The organism is Methanocorpusculum sp. GPch4 (assembly GCF_012062385.1).
GTDB classification, from domain to species: Archaea; Halobacteriota; Methanomicrobia; order Methanomicrobiales; family Methanocorpusculaceae; genus Methanocorpusculum; species Methanocorpusculum parvum.
Genome location: NZ_SIJA01000071.1, coordinates 1 through 19,222, shown reverse-complemented (window position 1 = coordinate 19,222; position 19,222 = coordinate 1). Strand labels below are relative to the sequence as shown.

Genomic DNA, 19,222 nt, shown 5'->3' with positions numbered 1-19,222 from the left:
TCTAAAAAAAGGGAGAACAAATTCTATGAAAATTACTAAAACTGTTAATGAATCCAAACTTATCCTTGAGCTGGATGGTAAACTTGATACCAAAAGCGCACCTGAGTTTCGGAGATGTGCCGAGTCGTCCCTTGACGGGATCTCATCCATTACGCTTAATTTTGCAAAACTTACCTACATGTCAAGTGTCGGTCTTTCGATCATCCTGACTATGAAAAAGATGCTTGGGCCTGCCGGGACATTACAAATAACCAATGCCCGCGGTCTGGTCCGCGAAGTTTTTGAGATCTCGGGGTTCGATGATCTTCTGGCAAAAGAGTGAGTAAAGAACTGTGTTTTGGGTTTAATTCCTTTTTTTATTCTTCTCCGGTGTATCTGACTCCGAGCATCGTCATATCGTCCGCCTGTCCGCTTGCCCCGGTAAAGATGTTCATATCTTCAGTTACCGAATTGATCATGGTTTCAGGACTGTCTGATCTCTGGACTAGCGAAAGGAGCCGGCCCATCCCGTACATTTCGCCATTTTTGTTCTGCGCATCCGTTACTCCGTCAGTGTACATAAACAGCGTATCAGTTCTCTTCAGAACTGTTCGATGATCGATGTATGTGTGGTCCATGATTCCAAGTCCAGGTGCTTTTTCACAGACAAGCGGGTCACAGGTTCCGCATGTGCAGAGTATCGGGGGATTGTGTCCGGCACATGAGTAGGTGAACCGGCCGGTTTTGAGGTTAAGCAGCCCGAGAAAGACCGTAACGAACCTGCAGGTATCATTGTTTTCCATTATTTCACGGTTTACCAGGGTAAGCATCCTGCCTGGCTGGGTAAATAATGCCCGTACTGACATCTTGATCATGGTTTTGACACGCATCATCATGAGTGCGGCAGAAATACCTTTGCCCGATACATCAGCAATGACAAAGGCGAGATGATAGTCTCCGATCCGGATAATATCGTAGAAGTCCCCGCCGACAAGTTCTGATTCTGAGATCGATGCGAATATCTCAACTCCGGGCATGTTCTCAAATCGTCCGGGCGACGGGAGAATACTCGACTGCAGATCATGTGCCAGAAGCATCTCTTCATCGATATGGATATGTTTGATGGTCTTAGTTATCCCGTAAAAAACCTGCATATAGAGCAGGATGACCATAATGATGAAAATGATTCTGGTTGTGATCTCCGGAATGAAAAATACGGCTCCTTCCTGACTGTTCCACAGGGAGCTGATTACTGCATAGATCAGATAGACCGCGAGCGGGATGAACAGGACATTTCGAAAATCCCCCCGAAGGTCTCTGTTTGTTTCCTGCATTGTTTTGATCAGGAAACGATTCGTCAGGATCAGGCCGATAGTCAGAATGATCAAAATCAGAACGCACGTTGCAAACTTCAGCTGATAGAGATCCCAGGGGAAAACCATATGGACGATACTAAACGAAAGATCACAGATGCTTAAGCCGATAAAAAGAATAAACGATGCGATGAAGATTTTGGAGGATGTGGTCCCGCGGTATATCTTCCAGGATACAAAAACAAACCAGAAACCAACGACCATCACAAACAGACTGTCAGCAATAAAAGAAATGAAATCATATCCGCTTGGTATAAGAAAGACACACGCCTCGTAGATCATATCGACCAAAGAGGTGAGAACAACAAGTATCAGAAATCCTCCAGCCCAGAGCGCCGCCGTGCGCAGACGGGAATATCGGCGTGTCATGGTCAGATCAACCATAGCTGCGCAAAACAGCCAGATTAGGAAAATCATACCCATGGAACCTGCCCAGTTCAGGAGAAAATCATTCATACGCTATCAGAATATACAATAGGTATGGTTAACACATAAGAGTTTACCTCAGGTCTCCAAAAAAATTAATGCCCGGGGATAATGATCTTCTGCTTTGATTATCGCGTCATTTGGCCCGGGAAACATCTCATCATTTTGGTGAGACCCTGTCATCCGGCAGTGCCCATATCCTGTCTCCAAGAAAAAGAAGAACGATCCCTCCGCAAAATAATCCCGCGGCTGCCAGGATCCTCCAAATAGTTTCACCGTACACCTCATCCGCCGGGACTCCCAGGCCGATGCACAGCATGAGAAGAAGAGATACGCCGACAACGCCTGCTCCGCATATCCTGATAATGCGTTTTTTTGTGGTTTGTGAAAAACGTACCGGATAATCGAGAAGCAGGAGTATCAGGATGAGGGAGGTCAGGCCATATATCCACTCGGATATCGACAACAGTTCATGAAGATACATCGTTCCAAAATAATTTGCCCAGGGTCCGGTGAGAAACAGATCCCATATGAGATATTTTATCAACAGTATTGTTCCTGCTCCCGTCAGAACCATCCCCGTTCCGGTGAGAAGCCGTTTACCCACGGCCCCACGGGCGAGATAATGACCCAGATGACGGTGCAAAACGGTTATCACCGCGGCTCCCGCGATCACTGCCAGTATCCATGATGCGAGATACAGATACGGCAGATATCCGTCCGGTATGGGGGGATACATCTCTGATGACGGCGGGAAAGGTCCGAGAAACGGCCAAAACCAGTTCACGGGTGCTGTCCACATTGCATCGCCGAGCTGATGGATGAGAACGCCTGCCCCTATGCAGAGAAGCAGGATCCGTTTCCGGTTTTTATACCAGATCAAAAGTCCTATGATGATCAGGATCACGGCTATGATCAGCGTGTGGGCGTAGATCCTTCCCCAGTTTATGGTCTCCGCGAGAAGGATCTGTCCAAGCGGTTTATCGAGAAGATCCGGAAGGATCGCTCCGATACCTCCGTAGAGAACGGCCCATTTATTCGAAAGAATCACTGCGAGCATGATCCCTACGATCAGGCCGAGAAAAAGATGATGAAAGATCAGCATATCTTCTGCATAAGATCCGGCGTTTTCTTCATCTCAAAAAAAGGGTGCGGATGATCCCGCAGATCACTGGTATTTTTCGTCAAAGACGATACGTTCAAGCGGCATCTTCTCTGCGAGAGTGATCCCGCCGACATCCGGAACGCCGGCCGCAACGATCGAGACGAGTTTGTACTCGGCCGGGACATTGACGAGTTTACGGACGTCTTCTGCGTAATCCTTTTTGTCGCCGGCGATCCAGCAGCCGCCGTATCCATAAGCATGGAGGGCGAGAAGAAGGTTTTCGGTTGCCGCCGAGCAGTCTTCGATCACATACTGCCAGTCGGCTTTACCAAAGACCAGGAACCCAACGGCGGCTCCTTCGATGAATTTTCCGTTCGGGGCGAGTTCTGCGATCTTTGCGAGCGTCTCTTTGTTTTTCACGACAACAAAGATCCATGGCTGGACATTTCGTGCAGTCGGGGCCTTTGAAGCGCATTCGAGGGCTTTTCTGATAAACTCCGGAGGGATCTCCGCGTCTTTAAACTTTCTGACACTGTGTCTAGACTGGATGATGGTAACACCGAAGTTTGCAATACCCGGATTTCTCGTATTCATAATTAACCTTATGTGTGAAAGGTAAAATAGTCTTTCTCTCAAGCCCGCGCAGTTTATTACTTTTCACCAGGCATTATTGTATATGTGTGCTGGAAAGCCGGACTATATCCGGATGTGGGATGAACAGATCGCCCGTGCATTCGAACAGAAGAGAAAGGCAGGTGAGGACAATGGAAGTTTCTGGGATAATCCGGTCAATGTGGACAGATATGTCAGAAGACTGCAGAAGGATGACAGAGGAAGAGTCCAACAGCAGCTTGCCTCGATGGATATCCCGCCGGAGTCGTCGGTCCTGGACATCGGCGCCGGACCCGGCACGCTCTCGGTGCCGCTTGCCCTCTCCGGTTCCCCCGTCACCGTCGTGGAGCCGTCTGGCCCGATGATCCGGGGGATGGAGGCATACCGGTCACTCACGAACGCCCCTTCCGTCCGGATCATACAAAAGACCTGGGAGGAAGCTTCCCTCCGGGAGATCGGACGCCACGACGTGGTGATCGCCTCACTTTCATTAATGATGGGAAACATCCGTGCATGTATCGAAAAAATGGATGACTGCGCCGTTTCTGCTGTCCATCTCTTCTGGTTCCTTCTCCCCCCTTCCCTTTCCCGCGGAAACAGCGAGCTCTGGCCGCTTCTGCACGGCGAACCGTACAACTTTGAACCCACAGCCGATGTTCTCTGGAATGTTCTGTACCAGATGGGCATCTATGCAAACCTTACGGTCGAGTCGAGGAATACAGGACAGGCGTATGCTTCGGTTCAGGAGATGCGGCAGGACTATTACACCCGGCTTCTTGTAAAGACCGACGAACAGAAAGGGATCATTGACCGGTATCTGGAAGAACGTGCAGTCAAAACAGACAAAGGCTTTGCTCTTCCCGGCGTTTCAAAAACCGCCCATATCTGGTGGGAAAAATAAAAAAAGAAAGATCGGATTTCAGATCCAGCCGGTCAGAAATGCCCAGAGGTTTGCAAATCCGGTCGTCAGGATCCCGGTCATCATCTCAAGATCGACCCCTAAGAGGGGTGTCAGGAAGATAAAGAACGCAAATGTCGCGATAGTGCTACCGATATTCGCCGCCGCCGCCACGAGCAGGATCTTGAACAGCGGGACCGAAAACATCTCACTGATGCTTTCCGCTTTTGCGATCGCCTTGAAATCGCCGGGTCCCGGCGGCCGCATCCTGGCCTCCACGATCGCCGCAAACCATCCGCAGGCAAGGAACGGATTCAGCGAAGTCATCCATGCAAGTCCCGCAGCGGTCGCCGCAGAAAGCGGGTGCCCTCTCACAAGCAGCGTGGCCGCTCCGGCAAACAGACCGTTCAACACCACCCAGTAAATGATCGCCCAGATAAGAAGATCCGTCGCTCCGGAAAATGCGATCGCGAGAATGATCACCGCAAACATCGCGATGAACACACTGCCGATGATCTTTCCCCAGGGATACTTCTTCGGCATCTCATTCAGGCTCTTCATGGAAGGCAGGGTCTCCGGATTCTCCCGGAACTTCGTGATCCCCGGCAGATGCCCCGCGCCCACCACGACCACCGCCCGCTCGAAGGAACTGTGCTCCAGACCGATGATCCCGTGCGCCAGATAGGCATCCCTCTCCGTGATAAGGGCATTTGCTCCGGTCGGGGAAAACTTCTGGAACTCCGCTAAAGCCAGCTCGATCATATCCGGATTCGTCAGCGAATCGACCATCTCCGCATCGATGCCTTCCGACTCCTCATCGGTTCCGGTGATCGAGCGGATCAGAATCCAGACAAGCTTGATCTTCTCGAGAAGTTTCATGTTCCCCCAAAACCGGGCGAGGGTGATATTGATGTTCCGGTCGATGAGAAGCAGCCTGATATTTTTCTCTTCGGCGATTTTTATCGCCTCTTTCATCTCGGCTCCCGGCTCGATCCCGACGTTCATCCCGATCTTTCGCTGAACATAGGCAAGGATCCACTGAACGATCATCAGCGTAAAGTTTCCTTTTAAAAGGCTCTTCACTTCAGGGGCTTGGGTTTTCTCCTCTTCGCTTGGAGCGGCACCTGATTCCTGATCCTGTGCCTCCTTCATCTGCTGTTTCAGTGCGGCAAAACGTCCCGGATCCAGTTCGATCGCGATCACATCGGGATCTGCGGCTTCCACTTTCTCACGAACTTCGTCGATGCTTTTTTGTGAAACATGGGCGGTTCCAACGATGTGTATTTCGGTCATTGTTATTTGTGCAGATGAGCTCCTCTGCTGTCGAAGATGATTGTTGATCCCAAAACCATACTATGCTTTTGGTACTGCTCTTTTGTTAAAAGAAACTCTTTGTCCTCAGCTTCGCGGCGGGCGAGGAGGTCTTTTGCTATCTGTTCTGCATCCGGCGTTTCCGCGCCGCTTTTACATCCAGAGCACTCAAAGACGAGGAGATTCTCCCCGTCGAGCATGAAGGGATAGGTCCGGCAGATATGCGGACGATGTTCGTAGACGGTGCATTTGCTGTCTGCAAGAAACATACAGTTCCCGTCCTCTCCCCGCCGCAAAACCCGGCCGAAGGTGAAGACCGCCCCGCCGTCACGGATCCATTCCGGATACGGCTCGGTGATCTGATCCAGGGTAAGACCGGTCGCTTGACAGAGCAGATCGATCTCGTCTGGCGAGACCATCACTTCATTGTCTTTTCCGCTGCAGCACTCCCCGCAGCATCTGCAGATGAACTCTGCTTTGCGGATCCGGCCCTCCAGTTCCATTATGCGTATCTGCTTACATGTTCGCGGATCGTGTTCCGGATGTCTTCGGGGGCATACCCGAGGATGCTTGCAAGAAACATCGCCCCGCCGATCCCGGACCCTTCTTTGATCTCGCCCTCCGCATACCGAGCAAGGCCTGCATGGCCGATCGATCCGAATTCAGGGTCGACGTAATAGGCGTCAGTTCCGACTGCGGCGGCCGTTTCTTTGAACGAGGCCGACTTGTCCTCGTAGACATAGATCGTCGTAACGATATCGGGAACCGTGTTTCCAAGCGCCCGGATCACGGCAGCGGCCGCCAGCATCTGGGTGCCTCCCGCAAGGAACAGTTTTCCGCGGAATCCTGCAGCGATGCCTGCGGCGACCGGAATCATCGGGTCGCCGACCATGGACACGATGTCGAGCGGATCGGTCAAGCCTGCTTTCTGTACTTTTTCCACGGCTGTTTCCGCGATTTTTTCCTTGATGCAGACCGGGTTGTCCACCAGGCAGCTGCTGACCTTTGCCTGATAGCCAAGAGCGCGAAGAACACAGAGCGCAGTCGTTGTCCCGCCGGGAAGACACTCGCCGAGAACCAGGAGATCATGACTCCGGGAAAGATACTCGCCGATCCATCGGCCTTTTTCAAACAGTCCCTTCGCATGCGGGACGGCGTTTCCTTCCCGGGGATCTCCTCCGGCTTTTTCTCCCAGCTGCATATGGGGGACGGTGACCTCGTGGTCCAGACCTGCGGCGATCATGAGGGGTTTTATGCCGGTCAGTTCCATTACGGCGCGTGTCATCACCGCCGGCGTCGGGCAGCCGGTCGGCGTATTTGGTGTCATGTCAACGGAGGTGATCTTTCCGTTAATGATAAGTTCGGCATCCAGCGGCGGGACCATCAGGCTTTTTTCCGGGCTTTCTCCTGCTCCGGATACTCCGGGGACCGTGGAGATCAGGGAGTTGGACAGGATCAGGGCGAACATCGGCGACTCGGCAGAGAAATCCGCTCTCGTTGAGACAAATGACATGATATTATATCATTTAGAACTGACAAGATATAATATAAATGCAGTCACTTCGCGCTCTTCTCCAGTTCACCACGATCCTTCCTTTAGGAAAACCGGCGGATTATGAATGTTTTGCAAAGCGAAGCTGGCTCTACCCTGCAGCCGGATACGTCACCGGCGGGATCGCCGCACTTCCCGGGCTCATCGCCTGGTATCTCGGTTTTGAAAACTCTGCCGTGATCGCCGCCATCTCCCTCGCCCTCGCGGTTTTCATCTCCGGCGCCAACCACTTCGACGGGCTTCTGGACTTCGGTGACGGACTCATGGCACACGGCAGCCGGGAAAAACGGATCCGCGCCATGACCGACCGGACGACCGGAGCCGGAGCGCTGGCTCTTGGGATCATGGTCGTTTTGATCTCTTACTCCGCCCTCTCCTCCATGACCGTCCTTCAGATCGCCTTTGCCGTATTCATCGCCGAGATCTTCGGCAAACTGGCCATGGCGTTTTTGTCGGCGCTTGGAAAACCGTTCCATGACGGCATCCAGAAATTCATCTATGATCGTTCAAAAAAGCGGTTTTGTCTCTACGCCGCGCTGCTTACCCTGCCGCTGTTTCTGCTCCCGGGAAAAATATGCGTGGGTGCCGGCTTTCTCTCTGCTCTTGCGGCTGCTGCCGTTCTTCTGCTCCTCGCGCGAAAACTCTTCGGCGGGGTGAACGGCGATGTCACCGGAGCCGGCAACGAACTCACCCGGATGGCCGTTCTTCTGGTCGCAGCGGTAATACTAACGTCTGCGTGAGATCGGCTGATAGCCGGCGCCCGCATCATCCGAACACTCGATATCGGTCGCGTTTTTATCTTCGATCACGGTATTGAAAAGGACCATCCCGTCCATCAGCTGTTCATCCAGGGACAGACCTCCCTTCGATCCGCGCATCGCCTGGGCGTATGGATTGGGGGTAACTCTCCGGTTCACCCGTATCCCTGCGCAGTTTGCGCAGAAAACACAGGTGCTGTGTACGGAAACTTCCTTGTCTCCGCACATCACGGTCGATTTACCGCTCGGTTTTCTCTCAAGAGGTAATGATTTCATCACAGAGAATACTGAATTATTTTCCTATTAGTCTGTCGGTTCAGATTTTTAACGCAGGGAATTATTTTATATGGTTGTACGACCAATCTGTTTACACTCGTGTTGATTTGGATCGCACCTTTGTGTGTCCCTATCAATGAGTCAAAGTGGAGAAACATTATCATGGCAGCAGCAAAGCCCCACATGAATCTTGCCGTTATTGGTCACATCGACCACGGTAAGTCAACAACCGTTGGCCGGATTCTCTTTGAGACCGGCGTTGTAGCACAGCACGTTCTTGATGGATACAAGAAAGAAGCAGATTCCAAAGGAAAGGGTACTTTCGAGTTCGCCTGGGTAATGGACTCCCTCAAGGAAGAACGCGAACGTGGTATTACCATCGATATCGCTCACAAGAAATTCGAAACCCCGAAATACAATTTTACCGTTGTTGACTGTCCAGGTCACCGTGACTTCGTTAAGAACATGATCACCGGTGCATCCCAGGCCGATGCAGCAATCATTGTCGTTTCCGGAACCGAAGGTCCGATGGAACAGACCAAAGAGCACGTCTTCCTTTCCAAGACTCTTGGTATCAACCAGATCATCGTTGCCATCAACAAGATGGATGCCGTCAAATACTCCGAAGAGAAGTACAACGAAGCAAAAGACAAGATGACCAAACTCATCATGTCCGTTGGATTCAAACCGGCAAACACCCCGTTCATCCCAATCAGCGCATTCTGCGGTGACAACATTAAGGAATCATCAGCAAACACCCCCTGGTACAAGGGCCCGACACTTCTTGCAGCACTTGACCTGTTCACGATGCCCGAGATGCCGACCGACAAGCCGCTCAGACTCCCGATCCAGGACGTCTACACCATCTCCGGTGTCGGAACCGTCCCAGTAGGCCGTGTTGAGACCGGTATCCTCAAGAAAGGACAGAAGATCTCCTTCATGCCGGCAAACGTAAATGGTGAGGTCAAATCCATTGAAATGCACCACGAAGAGTTCGCCGAAGCAATGCCGGGAGACAACGTCGGTTTCAACGTCCGCGGTATCGCCAAGAACGATGTCCGCCGCGGCGATGTCTGCGGTCCGGTCGAGAACCCCCCGACCGTTGCAGAAGAATTCACCGCACAGGTCGTTGTTCTTCAGCACCCGTCCGTCCTTTCCGTAGGATACACCCCGGTGTTCCACTGCCACACCTCACAGACTGCATGTATGTTCACTGAACTTAACAAGAAGCTGGACCCCCGTTCCGGACAGGTTAAGGAAGAGAACCCGGCATTCCTTAAGGCCGGCGATGCAGCAATCTGCACCATTACTCCGACCCGCCCGCTCGTTATCGAGACTGCAAAGGAACTCCCGCAGCTCGGCAGATTCGCTGTCCGTGATATGGGTATGACCGTTGCAGCCGGTCTTGTTCTGAGCATTAAAGCAAAGCAGATGAGATAATTTTATCTCTCACTCGAATTTTTTGTGGTGACTTAGAAAATGCAAAAAGCCAGAATACGCCTGACAGGGACTGATTATGAGAAAGTGGAGACGGTATGTACCCGTATCCGTGAGATTGCAGAACGTACCGGTGTAAATATGGCTGGACCTATCCCGCTGCCGACCAAGAGACTTATCGTCCCGGTCCGCAAATCCCCCGATGGAGAAGGAACGGCAACCTGGGATCGCTGGCAGATGCGTGTGCACAAACGTCTCATCGACCTTGACGCCGATGAGCGTGCACTCAGACAGCTGATGCGCATTCAGGTTCCAAAAGATATCAGCATCGAGATCGTTCTCGAGAACTAAACGGATCCCCTCCGTTTTTTTACTATTTTTTTAAAGCGTTTTTCAGCAGATTTTTTTCTTCGGACTCTTCCCGGAAGGAGCAGCCTGATGACGAATGGAAACTAACACTCTTCCATGAAAAAAATCCTGACCGCCGGACTTGTGCTTCTGCTGCTCATCATATCGGCAGGATGCATTGCGCAGCCATCTGATCCCTCCGCGTTCACCGACAAAGACGGAAACATTCTCACGGGAGATGAGACCGAAGGGTCGATCCTTTTCGCCGACGGTTCGAAAACCGAATGGTACACCGACAATAAAGGAAACATCAGATACACCGCCGTTCAGCCTGACGGAACCGTGATAAAATATTATACGACACCAGACGGAGAGACGGTCCTCGAGATATAACCGTCCTTTTCCCTCGCTTTTATCCCCTCCCTCTTCCAATAAATATAACAAAGGATTCGAAATGGGCATCGAAAACAGAAAAGACTGTCATGTACTGGTCATAGGGTCCGGCGGCGCAGGAATACGTGCCGCCGTTGAGGCGGAATCATTCGGCGAGACTGTCATTGTCTCAAAAACGATCACCGGCAAAGGCGGCTGCACCGTCATGGCCGAAGGCGGATTCAACGCGGTACTTAACGAAGCAGATTCCATCCAGACCCATTTCGAAGATACGATGAGAGGCGGGGCATTCCTCAACGACGAGTCGCTTGTAGAGACGCTCGCCGCGGAAGCGCCGAACAGGATCAGGGATCTGTTTTCCTGGGGAGCGGTATTCGACCTTGCAAACGACAACACGATAGCTCAGCGGCCTTTCGGCGGGCAGCGATGCGCCCGAACCTGTTATGCCGGCGATCACACCGGCCATGAACTGGTCATGACCCTGCTCGAAAAACTCCGGGGTTCCTCCGTCGAGATCGAAAACGAAGTGACGGTCCTCGATCTGCTGACGGACGGCGAACGGGTGAACGGCGCCGTCACCTGTGACCGGGAAGGTGAGCTTGGCGTTATAACGGCCGATGCCGTCATACTTGCGACCGGGGGGGCAGGCCAGGTCTACGATACGACGACCAACTCGACCGCGGGGACCGGGGACGGATATGCGCTCGGCTATCGGGCCGGCGCCCAGCTCATCGATATGGAACAGGTCCAGTTCCACCCGACCGGGGCCGTGACTCCGTATGATTCCCGCGGACGGCTGATCACCGAGGCCGTGAGAGGGGAAGGAGGCATCCTGAAAAACGCGCTCGGCGAACGGTTCATGGCAAAATATGATCCCGTACGTATGGATCTCTCCACACGGGACATCGTTGCACGGGCAATAGCCACAGAAGTACTTGAAGGACGGGGAACAGAACATGGCGGCGTCTGGCTCGATGTCAGTCATCTTTCGCGCGAACACATCGAGACACGTCTGCCGATCATGCTGAATCAGTTCCTGAAGTTCGGCGTTGATATCAGAACCGAACCAATGGAGGTCGCTCCGACTGCCCACCACTTCATGGGCGGGCTGAAGATCACCACTGATGCGAAAACTACCATCCCGGGCCTCTTTGCAGCCGGAGAGGTGACCGGCGGTATCCACGGAGGAAACCGGCTCGGCGGCAACGCGCTCGCCGACACCCAGGTGTTTGGAAGAAGGGCAGGGATCTCGGCAGGCAAAACCGAACGTACGGCGAGATCCGTCGAGATGGATCAGATCCGGGCGGCGGAAGACAGACTCAGCGCCTACTACGCCGGTTCCAGACGGTCTGCTGATATCCGGCGGTCGATGAAAACCCTGATGTGGAACAATGTCGGGATCTACCGAAACGAGCTGGACCTCAGGGTCGCCGAACGCGAGATCAGAAAACTCCAGGCAGACGTGCCGAAGATCGACTCGGCCCGCGAACTTTCCGACGCGGTGATCACGGAAAATATGCTGCTTGTCGCACAGCTCGTTATCGAAGGAGCGCTCCTTAGACGAGAGTCGAGAGGGGCCCACACCCGCACCGATGTGAAACAGACCTGGACGAACGAGACCTCGCCGTTTGGACACACCTTCTTTGTCAAAGATAAATCAGGCATAGAGATCCGGGAGGAAAAACTATGAAAGTAACCATCTCCCGCTTCGATCCGGCAACCGGCGAACCACCGAAATTTGTAGAGTATGATGTCAGTGTGAAGGAATCGGCCCGCGTGCTCAATGTTTTGGATGCCGTCAGAGATACGGTCGATCCGGAACTCGCCTACCGGCACTGTTGTCGGGGCGGGCAGTGCGGCTCGTGTGCCGTTCGCGTGAACGGTGAACCGATCCTTGCCTGCATGCAGGAAGCAAAGGAGGGTGACGTCATCGAACCTCTCGAACTGCCAAGGATCAGGGACCTCGTTACCGATATTGCCCCGGTGATGGCACAGATCGCCTGGATGAACAGCGGATGTGACTGCACACCGGTGACCCAGAAGGAGATCGAGGAGATAAAACCCTTACGTGAATGCATCGAATGCTACTCCTGCATATCCTCCTGTCCCGCGATCTCGGCCTCGGATTACAAAGGCCCGACGATCATGCGCCAGGAGCAGAGACTGAATCTCGACCCGCGGGACAAAGGGGACCGGATCCTTGAAGCGATCGACAAGGGACTCTTTTCCTGCACGACCTGTCATAAATGCGTCGAGGTCTGTCCAAAAGAGATCGAGACGCCGAGAAAAGCCATCGAGAAACTCAGAGCCGAAGCGGCGAAACGCGGGCTTTCCCTTCCGGCACACAAGGCCCTTGCTTCCCTCATCGAGAAGACCGGCCGCTCGGTCGAACGAAAGGACCAGACGTTCCTTGAACGTGTGCCTGACGTGATCGAGCCCGAAGGCGAAGTCCGGGCAACGGTCGGCTTTTTCGTCGGGTGTATGTTCAACGGAAGAGTCATCCAGCCGGCATTGGATACCATAGAACTCCTCCGCCTGAACGGCGTAAGGGTGATCATTCCAAAAGATCAGGTCTGCTGCGGATCACCGCTGATCAGAACCGGCCTCTCGGGATTCGTCCCGGAGCTGCAGAAACGAAACATCGATGCGTTCGTAAAAGCAGGCGTGGACACTGTTCTGACAATCTGTGCAGGCTGCGGTTCGACGCTGAAAAACGATTACGAAACCCCGTTTCGAGTGGTGGATATTACCGAATACCTGTGCGAACTGGAATTCAAGATCCCTGAAAAAGTCGAGGGGACCTACACGTATCACGATCCGTGCCATTTGCTGAGAGGTCAGGGGATCTCAGAACAACCCCGTGTTCTCTTGAACGCGGTCGCAGAAAAATTCGTGGAGATGCCTGCCCGATGCTGCGGAGCGGGCGGCGGCGTGAAGTCGGGTCTGCCAGATCAGGCGGCGGCGATCGGAGCGGTTCGCGCCGAGATGGTCAAAAAGACCGGGGCCGATTACATCGTGACGGTCTGTCCATTCTGTGAGTTCCATCTCCATCAGGTGACCGGTCTCCCGATCAAACAGATCGGGTCCCTGCTTTTGGAGGGGTATCGCAAACAAGGAAAAATAAGCAAAAATAAATAAAAAAAATTATTCTTTTTTCTGGCCGTTTTTCGCGGCAAGAGCACTCATATACGCGCTCACTGCCGCCGTTACGGCGATGGTCTTTTCCTTTCCCTGACGGAGAGAATCCCCAAGCTGGTTCATCCGGGTCTCGCTCTCACGCATATATCTTGCGAGCGCCTTGGTAATTTCCGGATCCTGCAGGAAATGTGTGTGCGTATTTCCTGCGATAAACTCGGGATTGTTCATGACCGCGTAATGGAGCGGAAGCGTTGTCTTCACGCCGATGATGACGTATTCCGTCAGGGCGCGGCGCATTCTCGCGACGGTCTCCTCACGGGTCATTGCTCTCGCACAGAGTTTTGCGATCATCGAGTCATACAGCGGCGGGATCGAGTAGCCGGCATGGATGCAGCTGTCGATCCTGATGCCCGGGCCTCCCGGGGACCGGTAGCGGCTGATCTTTCCTGCATCCGCCTGGAAGTTGTTCATCGGATCCTCCGCATTCACCCGGCACTCGATCGCGTGACCGCGGCAGGTGATCTGGTCCTGGGAATACGGCAGGGGTTCGCCTGCTGCGACTTTGATCTGCATTCTGACCATATCGAGACCGGTGATCAGCTCGGTCACGGTGTGTTCGACCTGCAGACGGGTGTTCATCTCCATGAAGTAATAGTTTCCTGAATCATACAGGAACTCAACGGTTCCGGCATTTTCATAATTGCAGGTTTTCGCAACCGTGATCGCCGACTGGGTCATTCGTTCGCGGAGTTCGTCGGTCATGATGGGGCACGGAGCCTCTTCGATGAGTTTCTGGTGACGTCTCTGGATCGAACACTCGCGCTCGAACATGTGGATCACCTCGCCTTTGGCGTCTGCGAAGACCTGGACCTCGATGTGTCTGGGTTTTGCCAGATACTTTTCGATGAAGACGGTCGAGTCGCCGAAGGCTGAAGCTGCTGTCCTGCTGGATTTTGCGATTGCTTCGTCGAGTTCGGCTTCGTTGTTGACGATGGTCATCCCGATACCCCCCCCGCCGGCGGACGCTTTGACGATGACCGGGTACCCGATCGACTCGGCAAATGCTTTTGCCTCGTCATGATCTGTACTCTTGGTCCAGGGAAGGACCGGAACGCCGGCATCATGCATCGCCTGTTTCGAGTCGAGTTTGGATCCCATCATTTTGATGGTGGCCTCAGTCGGGCCGATGAAGGTAAGACCTGCCTTTGTTACGGCTCCGGAAAATGCTGCTTTTTCTGCAAGAAATCCGTATCCCGGATGGATCGCGTCGGCTCCGGCCATATCGGCGACCTCGAGGATCCTCTCCATATTGAGGTAGCTTTTCGTCGGGTGGGCGGCGCCGATGAGAAATGCCTCATCGGCGTACTTCACGTGTAAGGCATTCGCATCGGCTTCCGAGTAAACGGCGACCGTTTCGATGCCCATCTCCCGGCATGCACGCATAACGCGGATGGCGATCTCGCCGCGGTTGGCAACTAATACTTTGTCAAAGTATTCATTTTTGCTCATTGCACCACCACTAACACATCGCCGCTCTGGACGACTGCGCCGTTCTCGACGAAGATCTCGGTGACCGTTCCGTCGATGGGGCTGACGATGGGGTTCTCCATTTTCATTGCTTCAAGAACAAGGAGGGTCTCGCCGGCAGTTACTTTCTGGCCTGCCTGGACCTTGATGTCGAGGACCATGCCCTGGATACTGCTCTTTACGCCGCCGGGGACTTCGCCGCGGTGACGTGACTCGGTCGGTTTTCCTGAACTGACAACGGCCTCTCCTTCGACGGAGAGGATCCGGACGGCAAATATCTCGCCGTCGACCTCGACTTCCATGGACCTGGGGATGTCATAATCCGCAGGAACGATGCCTGCCGTGGTCGTCGGAGCGGCGGGGAATGCTTCGGCTTTCTTTTCGCCTTTGAGGAAGGCAGGGGCGATGGCAGGGTAGAGGATGTAGGTGAGGACGTCTTCTTCTTTTTTCACGAGTCCCTGTGCCTCCGCGTCGGCTTTCATCTTTTCATAGATCGGTTCAAGAGTATCTGCCGGCCGGCAGGTGATCCGGGGGATATCACCGATGATCGAGGTGACGAGAGCGTCATCGAGCGGTTTGGGGCTCTTTCCATAGAGACCTTTGAGGTAGTCACGGACTTCATTGGTGACGGTTTTGTAACGTCCGCCCATCAATACATTCAAGACTGCCTGGGTCCCGACGATCTGTGAGGTCGGCGTTACCAGCGGGGGATAACCGAGATCGGCTCTGACCTTGGGGATCTCAAGAAGGACGTCATCCATTTTGTCCAGGGCATTTTGTTCTTTGAGCTGGGAGACGAGGTTCGAGATCATACCGCCGGGAAGCTGATAGACCAGAACATCGCTGTCGATTCTGACACTGATCGGATCGATGAGGCAGTCGTATTTGCATCTGATATTGCATGCTGCGAGTTTGATCGACCGGAGGGTTGAGAGGGGGATCTGCGTGTCGCGGGATGTTCCGATCAGGGAGGCGACGATGCTTTCGGTTGCCGGCTGACTTGTTCCTCCGGCGAAGGGGGACATGGCGGTGTCGAGGATGTCGACGCCTGCTTCGATGGCCGCCTGATAACTCATGGGGGCAATGCCGCTTGTTGAGTGAGTGTGGAGACAGACAGGGATGTCGAGTTTTGCTTTGATGCCGGTGATGAGTTCACGGGCAGCTTCGGGCATGATGAGTCCTGCCATGTCTTTGATACATATCGAGCTGCAGCCAAGGGCATAGAGTTCTTCGGCCATGCTGATGAACCCTTTTATGCTGTGGACAGGGCTGGTAGTATAACATATAGTGCCCTGGAGGTGATCGCCGGTATCGATGACGGCGGCCATGGATCTCTGCATATTTCTGATATCGTTCAGTGCGTCGAAGACGCGAAAAACGCTGATCCCGTTTTCCGATGCTGCGGTGACGAATTTGTCGACGACATCGTCAGGGTAATGACGATAGCCGACAAGATTCTGTCCGCGCAGAAGCATCTGGATGGGAGTTTTCACAAATATTTCCCGGAGTGTCCGAAGACGATCCCAGGGGTCGTCGTTTAAATATCTGATACAGGTGTCAAATGTTGCCCCGCCCCAGGCTTCTACTGACCAGAAGCCGGCTTTTTCCATCTCACGGGCGAGGCCGAGCATGTCTTCGGTCCGCATGCGTGTTGCCGCTAGTGACTGATGAGCGTCACGGAGCGTTGTGTCGGTAATATTGAGTTTTGTCATGGTGTTCTCCCTGCTCATTCGAGTTATCTAAACCTTTAATATTTTGGAGTGAAGAGTTAAAAAAGTAGTCCCTTGAGTAACCGGGGGGCGTGAGGGGGTAAGTTCGCCGGTGAACAAACAGACCTACACCCCAAAAATGTATCAGCTCCCTCCTCTCTCTCACTTTCCTGTAAGGCGACCGATCCCGCCTCATTTGAAGATACCCTTATCTCTCATGTGCGCAAAAGCTAAACATATGAGGCAGAAACAACCAGGCTCCCAGATCGACCGTATAACGATCCGCGGCTTTCGTTCGATTCGGTCCTGCGATCTCAAACTTCGCGATATCAACATCCTGATCGGAGCAAACGGCGCGGGAAAATCAAATTTTCTTTCGGTATTCTGCATGATGGAACAGATCTTCGCCAAACGCCTCCAGAACTATGTCACCTATAACGGCGGTCCCGACTCCCTGCTCTGGTTCGGCAGAAGGGAAACCGAAAAGATCAGCATCGGCATATACTTCGGGAACAACGGATACGGTTTCGATCTCAAACCCACCAAAGACAACCGGCTCATGTTCGAAGACGAATGGTTCTCATGGAACCTCCTCAATGAGAACCGTTCACTCGGCTCCGGTCACCTCGAATCACGCTACGACGCAGGAACCGGAACCTTCATCGACAAATACGTCCTGAAGCATGTCCATCAGTGGATCGTCTATCACTTCCATGACACCGGCGATCATGCAAAAGTCAAACAGATCCACCCAATCAATGACAACATTTGTCTCAGACCCGATGCCGGCAACCTTGCCGCATACCTCTACCTTCTGAAACTGACCGCCCCGAACAATTATCAGCGGATCAGAAAAGTGATCCAGCTCGCGGCTCCCTTCTTCGAGGACTTCATCCTCCGGCCCAAGCCCGAGAATCCGGAAATGATCGAGCTCGAATGGTGTTCGACCCATGGGAACACACCGTTCAAAGCTGCCGACTTTTCTGACGGGACGCTCCGGTTCATCTGTCTGGCGACCCTGCTTCTCCAGCCGGTCGACAATATCCCGGAGACGGTTCTTCTTGAAGAGCCGGAACTTGGTCTCCACCCCTATGCCCTCTCTTTACTTGCGGCCCTGATCAAATCCGCCGGCATCGTCAAACAGATCATCGTCTCCACCCAGTCGGCTCTTCTCCTCAGCGAGTTCGAGCCTGAGGACATCATCGTTGTCGACTGGCAAAATGACGCCTCCACATTCCGCAGGCTCGAGGATGACGAAGATCTCCAGAACTGGATCGCGCAGGATTATTCTCTGGGAGAACTTTGGGAAAAGAACATCTTTGGCGGGAGACCGCAGTAGGCATGATCAATCTGTTCATCTCCTGCGAAGGGTATACCGAAGAGGTTTTCATAAAACGGCTGATGGCAAAGGAACTGGCGTATCTGGGCGTGAATCTCATTCCGGTTATCGTAATGACCTCGAAGAGCAAATCAGGAGTGGTCCGCAGAGGAGGCTGCTCTTCGTACGATAAAATCAAACGGGATGTGCTGAATCTCTGCAGACGGCCGGGTTCATATGTCACGACGATGTATGATTTCTATAAGTTTCCGGCGATCCCGGGATTCACGGTATCCTATGATCTGGCGTCCCCTCTCGAGCGGGTGACCGAGATGGAAGCGGCGTTTTCCGAGGACATCGACCGGGAGAATTTTCATGCGAACATCCAGCTGCATGAGTTTGAGACGCTGCTGTTTTCCGATCCGTCGGCTTTTTCTGTCTGCGGGATGAGTAAAAAACAGGTGAAGAAACTCGCTCTGGTTCGCAGGGATTTTCTTCCCGAAGAGATCGACGGCGGGGAGATGACCGCGCCTTCCAAACGGATCCTGCGGGTGAACCCGGGATATCAGAAACCGACCGACGGGCTGACGGTCGCACGGGAGATAGGTCTCGATACGATGTGTGCCGAGTGTCCGCATTTTGGGAAATGGGTTTCATGGATCAAAACACTTCCCGAAACGGCAAAACAAACATCGAATGGGAGGTAATTTCTTATGGAAATAGTTGATTATAATAGAACTTAAGCGGTGTTGTGATCTAGACCAAGAAATACTGACATATTTATAAGTTGTACTTCGATTTCGTGTATGGGATTCATGTGGAGACTTGAGAAATCCACCGCGAATAATCGCGAATAATCGCGAATCGCATTTTTCCAGTTCCGCCCTCTTGACCTTCGGTCGCGTCCCTACGCTACGCCTCATCGGCTCCGCGTGGCCGGGACGGCGGAACGAAAAATGCTGGAAAACCCGCGTCGCGGGTTTTCTTTAAAGATTCTCAAATCTTTGTAATAATTATGCAGATTGGTTTTTAATCAGGAGAAAACCCGCGACGCGGGTTTTC

General features: G+C 53.1%; 19 protein-coding genes. 10 read left to right on the top strand and 9 right to left on the bottom strand.

Going from position 1 to position 19,222, the window contains the following annotated elements; all coding sequences use genetic code 11:
- Positions 1-25: 25 nt before the first annotated feature.
- Positions 26-322: an STAS domain-containing protein gene (locus EYA77_RS06190; protein ID WP_042698366.1), complete on the top strand. Its 297-nt coding sequence runs from the start codon at positions 26-28 to the stop codon at positions 320-322.
- Between the two features lie 34 nt (positions 323-356).
- On the opposite strand, the gene EYA77_RS06185 is transcribed toward EYA77_RS06190, so the two are convergent.
- From EYA77_RS06185 to EYA77_RS06175, 3 genes are all read right to left on the bottom strand, one after another.
- Positions 357-1,808 (bottom strand): PP2C family protein-serine/threonine phosphatase, encoded by a 1,452-nt coding sequence (locus tag EYA77_RS06185; RefSeq protein ID WP_167816209.1) that lies wholly within the window; start codon positions 1,806-1,808, stop codon positions 357-359.
- A 130-nt stretch (positions 1,809-1,938) separates the two neighbouring features.
- The gene (locus EYA77_RS06180) at positions 1,939-2,883 is read right to left on the bottom strand and encodes a metal-dependent hydrolase (protein ID WP_167816208.1); all 945 of its coding nucleotides are present in this window, start codon (positions 2,881-2,883) and stop codon (positions 1,939-1,941) included.
- A 63-nt stretch (positions 2,884-2,946) separates the two neighbouring features.
- The gene (locus EYA77_RS06175; protein WP_095641791.1) at positions 2,947-3,477 is read right to left on the bottom strand and encodes a nitroreductase family protein; all 531 of its coding nucleotides are present in this window, start codon (positions 3,475-3,477) and stop codon (positions 2,947-2,949) included.
- Positions 3,478-3,589: 112 nt separating this feature from the next.
- On the opposite strand from EYA77_RS06175, the gene EYA77_RS06170 reads away from it, so the two are divergent.
- The gene (locus EYA77_RS06170; RefSeq protein ID WP_245241213.1) at positions 3,590-4,396 is read left to right on the top strand and encodes a bifunctional 2-polyprenyl-6-hydroxyphenol methylase/3-demethylubiquinol 3-O-methyltransferase UbiG; all 807 of its coding nucleotides are present in this window, start codon (positions 3,590-3,592) and stop codon (positions 4,394-4,396) included.
- Positions 4,397-4,414: 18 nt separating this feature from the next.
- On the opposite strand, the gene EYA77_RS06165 is transcribed toward EYA77_RS06170, so the two are convergent.
- The 3 genes from EYA77_RS06165 to cobT are packed head-to-tail and all read right to left on the bottom strand — an operon-like array spanning position 4,415 to position 7,217.
- Positions 4,415-5,686, bottom strand: a complete 1,272-nt coding sequence (locus tag EYA77_RS06165; RefSeq protein WP_167816206.1) for a TraB/GumN family protein — start codon at positions 5,684-5,686, stop codon at positions 4,415-4,417.
- Between the two features lie 2 nt (positions 5,687-5,688).
- The gene (locus EYA77_RS06160; protein WP_167816205.1) at positions 5,689-6,207 is read right to left on the bottom strand and encodes a YkgJ family cysteine cluster protein; all 519 of its coding nucleotides are present in this window, start codon (positions 6,205-6,207) and stop codon (positions 5,689-5,691) included.
- Complete coding sequence (gene cobT / locus EYA77_RS06155; RefSeq protein WP_042698377.1) at positions 6,207-7,217, bottom strand: nicotinate mononucleotide-dependent phosphoribosyltransferase CobT; 1,011 nt, start codon at positions 7,215-7,217, stop codon at positions 6,207-6,209. The genes EYA77_RS06160 and cobT overlap by 1 nt, the downstream gene beginning before the upstream one ends.
- 38 nt (positions 7,218-7,255) lie before the next feature.
- On the opposite strand from cobT, the gene cobS reads away from it, so the two are divergent.
- A complete protein-coding gene (gene cobS, locus EYA77_RS06150; protein WP_042698380.1) occupies positions 7,256-7,996 on the top strand; it encodes an adenosylcobinamide-GDP ribazoletransferase in 741 nt (246 codons plus the stop codon).
- On the opposite strand, the gene EYA77_RS06145 is transcribed toward cobS, so the two are convergent.
- The gene (locus EYA77_RS06145) at positions 7,982-8,290 is read right to left on the bottom strand and encodes a hypothetical protein (RefSeq protein ID WP_042698383.1); all 309 of its coding nucleotides are present in this window, start codon (positions 8,288-8,290) and stop codon (positions 7,982-7,984) included. The two genes, cobS and EYA77_RS06145, sit on opposite strands and share 15 nt — an antisense overlap.
- Before the next feature lie 162 nt (positions 8,291-8,452).
- Here EYA77_RS06145 and tuf point away from each other — a divergent pair, with 162 nt between their 5' ends.
- The 5 genes from tuf to tfrB all read left to right on the top strand — a co-directional run bounded on the left by tuf (position 8,453) and on the right by tfrB (position 13,606).
- Positions 8,453-9,730 carry a translation elongation factor EF-1 subunit alpha gene (gene tuf / locus EYA77_RS06140; protein WP_167816204.1) on the top strand — a complete coding sequence of 426 codons (1,278 nt, stop codon included), beginning with the start codon at positions 8,453-8,455 and terminating at the stop codon, positions 9,728-9,730.
- A gap of 39 nt (positions 9,731-9,769) precedes the next feature.
- Positions 9,770-10,078, top strand: coding sequence for a 30S ribosomal protein S10 (rpsJ, locus tag EYA77_RS06135; protein WP_042698389.1), 309 nt, complete (start codon positions 9,770-9,772; stop codon positions 10,076-10,078).
- A gap of 114 nt (positions 10,079-10,192) precedes the next feature.
- Positions 10,193-10,468, top strand: a complete 276-nt coding sequence (locus EYA77_RS06130; protein WP_042698392.1) for a hypothetical protein — start codon at positions 10,193-10,195, stop codon at positions 10,466-10,468.
- 61 nt (positions 10,469-10,529) lie between these two features.
- Positions 10,530-12,158 carry a fumarate reductase (CoM/CoB) subunit TfrA gene (gene tfrA / locus EYA77_RS06125; protein WP_095641784.1) on the top strand — a complete coding sequence of 543 codons (1,629 nt, stop codon included), beginning with the start codon at positions 10,530-10,532 and terminating at the stop codon, positions 12,156-12,158.
- Positions 12,155-13,606 (top strand): fumarate reductase (CoM/CoB) subunit TfrB, encoded by a 1,452-nt coding sequence (gene tfrB, locus EYA77_RS06120; RefSeq protein ID WP_167816203.1) that lies wholly within the window; start codon positions 12,155-12,157, stop codon positions 13,604-13,606. Before tfrA ends, tfrB begins: the two co-directional genes overlap by 4 nt.
- A 6-nt stretch (positions 13,607-13,612) precedes the next feature.
- Here tfrB and EYA77_RS06115 read toward each other — a convergent pair whose 3' ends face one another.
- Positions 13,613-15,115 (bottom strand): acetyl-CoA carboxylase biotin carboxylase subunit, encoded by a 1,503-nt coding sequence (locus EYA77_RS06115; protein ID WP_042698401.1) that lies wholly within the window; start codon positions 15,113-15,115, stop codon positions 13,613-13,615.
- Complete coding sequence (locus EYA77_RS06110) at positions 15,112-16,845, bottom strand: pyruvate/oxaloacetate carboxyltransferase (RefSeq protein WP_081406661.1); 1,734 nt, start codon at positions 16,843-16,845, stop codon at positions 15,112-15,114. Before EYA77_RS06110 ends, EYA77_RS06115 begins: the two co-directional genes overlap by 4 nt.
- Positions 16,846-17,080: 235 nt before the next feature.
- Between EYA77_RS06110 and EYA77_RS06105 the strand changes: the two genes are divergently transcribed.
- Both EYA77_RS06105 and EYA77_RS06100 read left to right on the top strand, forming a co-directional pair.
- Positions 17,081-18,181: an AAA family ATPase gene (locus tag EYA77_RS06105; protein ID WP_245241211.1), complete on the top strand. Its 1,101-nt coding sequence runs from the start codon at positions 17,081-17,083 to the stop codon at positions 18,179-18,181.
- The gene (locus tag EYA77_RS06100) at positions 18,145-18,867 is read left to right on the top strand and encodes a DUF4276 family protein (protein ID WP_167816201.1); all 723 of its coding nucleotides are present in this window, start codon (positions 18,145-18,147) and stop codon (positions 18,865-18,867) included. The genes EYA77_RS06105 and EYA77_RS06100 overlap by 37 nt, the downstream gene beginning before the upstream one ends.
- Positions 18,868-19,222 lie beyond the last annotated feature (355 nt).